2 protein-coding genes are annotated in these 2,431 nt (G+C 69.4%); both read left to right on the top strand.

What is annotated here, in order from left to right; all coding sequences use genetic code 11:
- Positions 1-168: 168 nt before the first annotated feature.
- Positions 169-1,485: an MATE family efflux transporter gene (locus tag R1101_RS0121285; protein ID WP_232284804.1), complete on the top strand. Its 1,317-nt coding sequence runs from the start codon at positions 169-171 to the stop codon at positions 1,483-1,485.
- 5 nt (positions 1,486-1,490) lie between these two features.
- Positions 1,491-2,429, top strand: a complete 939-nt coding sequence (locus tag R1101_RS0121280; RefSeq protein WP_026003556.1) for a metallophosphoesterase family protein — start codon at positions 1,491-1,493, stop codon at positions 2,427-2,429.
- Positions 2,430-2,431 lie beyond the last annotated feature (2 nt).

Genomic DNA, 2,431 nt, shown 5'->3' with positions numbered 1-2,431 from the left:
GGCCGCGGGATACACCGCCCACGGCGACCCCGATCGGATCGTCGCCGCACTGCGCGGCGTGCTCGGTTGACGGCGCCCGGCGGGTCGGCCGCCCCGGACCCGCCCGGCGCGTCCTGCAGCTCGGACACGCCCGACGGGTCCTTCACCTCGGACGTCACGGGACGGCGCATCCTCGGTCTCGCCGTGCCCGCCCTCGGAGTCCTCGCAGCCGAACCGCTCTACCTTCTCTTCGACATCGCCGTCGTCGGCCGGCTCGGGGCTCTGCCCCTGGCAGGCCTCGCGATCGGCGGGCTGATCCTCGCGCAGGTCAGCACCCAGCTCACGTTCCTGTCGTACGGGACCACCTCGCGGGCGGCGCGCTTCCACGGCTCCGGCCGGCACGGCGACGCGGTCGGCGAAGGTGTGCAGGCGACCTGGCTCGCGATGATCGTCGGACTGGCGATCCTGATCGTCGGTCAGGCGCTGGCCGGACCCGTCGCACGGTTGCTCGCGGGCGATGCCGAGATCGCCGACGCGGCGGTGTCGTGGCTGCGTGTCGCGCTGTTCGGGGCACCCCTCATCCTGGTCGGTCTGGCCGGCAACGGCTGGATGCGCGGCGTCCAGGACACGATGCGGCCGTTGAGCTTCGTCGTCGTGGGTCTCGCCCTGTCGGCGGTGCTGTGCCCGGTACTGGTCCACGGTCTGCTGGGAGCTCCCCGATGGGAACTCGTCGGTTCCGCCGTCGCCAACGTGATCGGGCAGTCCGTGACGGCCGTCCTGTTCGTGATCGCCCTGCTGCGGTCGGGCGTCCCGCTGCGACCGAACCCCACGGTGATCGGCGCGCAACTGCGCCTCGGACGCGACCTGATCGCCCGCAGTCTCGCGTTCCAGGCGTGTTTCCTGTCCGCGGCGGCGGTGGCAGCCCGATTCGGTGCCGCCGCGGTGGCCGGTCACCAGGTCGTGCTGCAGCTGTGGAATTTCGTGACGCTGACCTTGGACTCGCTGGCGATCGCCGCGCAGGCCCTCGTCGGCGCCGCGCTCGGCGCGGCGGATCGGCGGGGCGCGTCGCGGCTGGCGTGGCGCCTGTCGGTCTGGTCCGCGATCTTCGCCGCGGTCCTGGCCGTGATCTTCGTCCTCGGCCGGGACGTGATTCCCGGTCTGTTCACCGGCGATGCCGCGGTGCTCGATCAGATCGGTGTCGCATGGTGGTTCTTCGTGGCGATCATGCCGCTCGCGGGAATCGTTTTCGCGCTCGACGGAGTTCTTCTCGGTGCCGGGGACGCGGCGTTCCTGCGCACCGCGACGCTGGCCTCGGCGTTGTTCGGGTTCCTGCCGTCGATCTGGTTGTCGCTCGCGTACGACTGGGGTCTGGCGGGTATCTGGACGGGGCTTACGGTGTTCATCGTGTTCCGGATGATCGCCGTCGTATGGCGCACGCTCTCGGGACGATGGGCGGTGACGGGCGCGGACCGGCAGGTGCGTGTCCACGACGAGTCGGGAGGTTAGTGCCGGTGGCAGCGAAGCTGTGGGCGATCAGCGATATCCATGTGGCCCACCGGGGCAACCGGCCGGTCACCGAGGATCTGCATCCCGAGTCGCCCGACGACTGGCTGATCGTCGCGGGCGATGTGTCGGAGAAGACCGACGACATCCGATGGGCGCTGTCACTGCTCCGCAGCCGCTTCGCGAAGGTCATCTGGGTGCCCGGCAACCACGAACTGTGGACGACCGCCAAGGACCCGGTGCAGATGTTCGGGGTCGCCCGCTACGACTACCTCGTGACGATGTGCCGCGAACTCGACGTGCTCACCCCGGAGGATCCCTATCCGATCTGGGAGGGTGAGGACGGTCCGGTGGTGCTCGTCCCGATGTTCCTGCTCTACGACTACTCGTTCCTCCCGGACGGCACCACGACGAAGGCGGACGGCCTCGCGCTCGCGCGGGAACGCAACGTCGTCGCGACCGACGAATTCCTGCTCAAGCCGGATCCGTACGTCACGCGCGACACCTGGTGCCGGGTACGGGTGGAGCAGACCCGGGCGCGACTCGACGCGCTCGATCCCGCGCTGCCCACGGTGCTCATCAACCACTTCCCCCTGGTACGCGAACCCACCCGGATGCTGTTCTATCCCGAGTTCGCGCTGTGGTGCGGCACCACCGAGACGGCCGACTGGCACCTGCGTTACCGGGCGCTGTGCAGCGTCTACGGTCACCTGCACATTCCGCGGACCACCTACTACGACGGTGTGCGCTTCGAGGAGGTCTCGGTCGGTTATCCGCGCGAATGGCAGCGACGCGGTCTCCCGCAGCAGCCGTTGCGGCAGATCCTCCCTGTCCCGGCGTATCCGCCGGGCAGCCTGAACAAGTGGGGCGGTCACTTCACCGTGACCCCCGAGATGGAAGCCGAGGTCGAGAAGATGCGGGCTCAACGAGAGAAGGAGTTGCGGTGACG

It is taken from the genome of Rhodococcus sp. R1101 (assembly GCF_000278445.1).
Classification (GTDB): domain Bacteria; phylum Actinomycetota; class Actinomycetes; order Mycobacteriales; family Mycobacteriaceae; genus Rhodococcus; species Rhodococcus gordoniae.
Note: the sequence above shows the minus strand (reverse complement) of the source record. Positions and strands in the feature narration are given on the sequence as shown.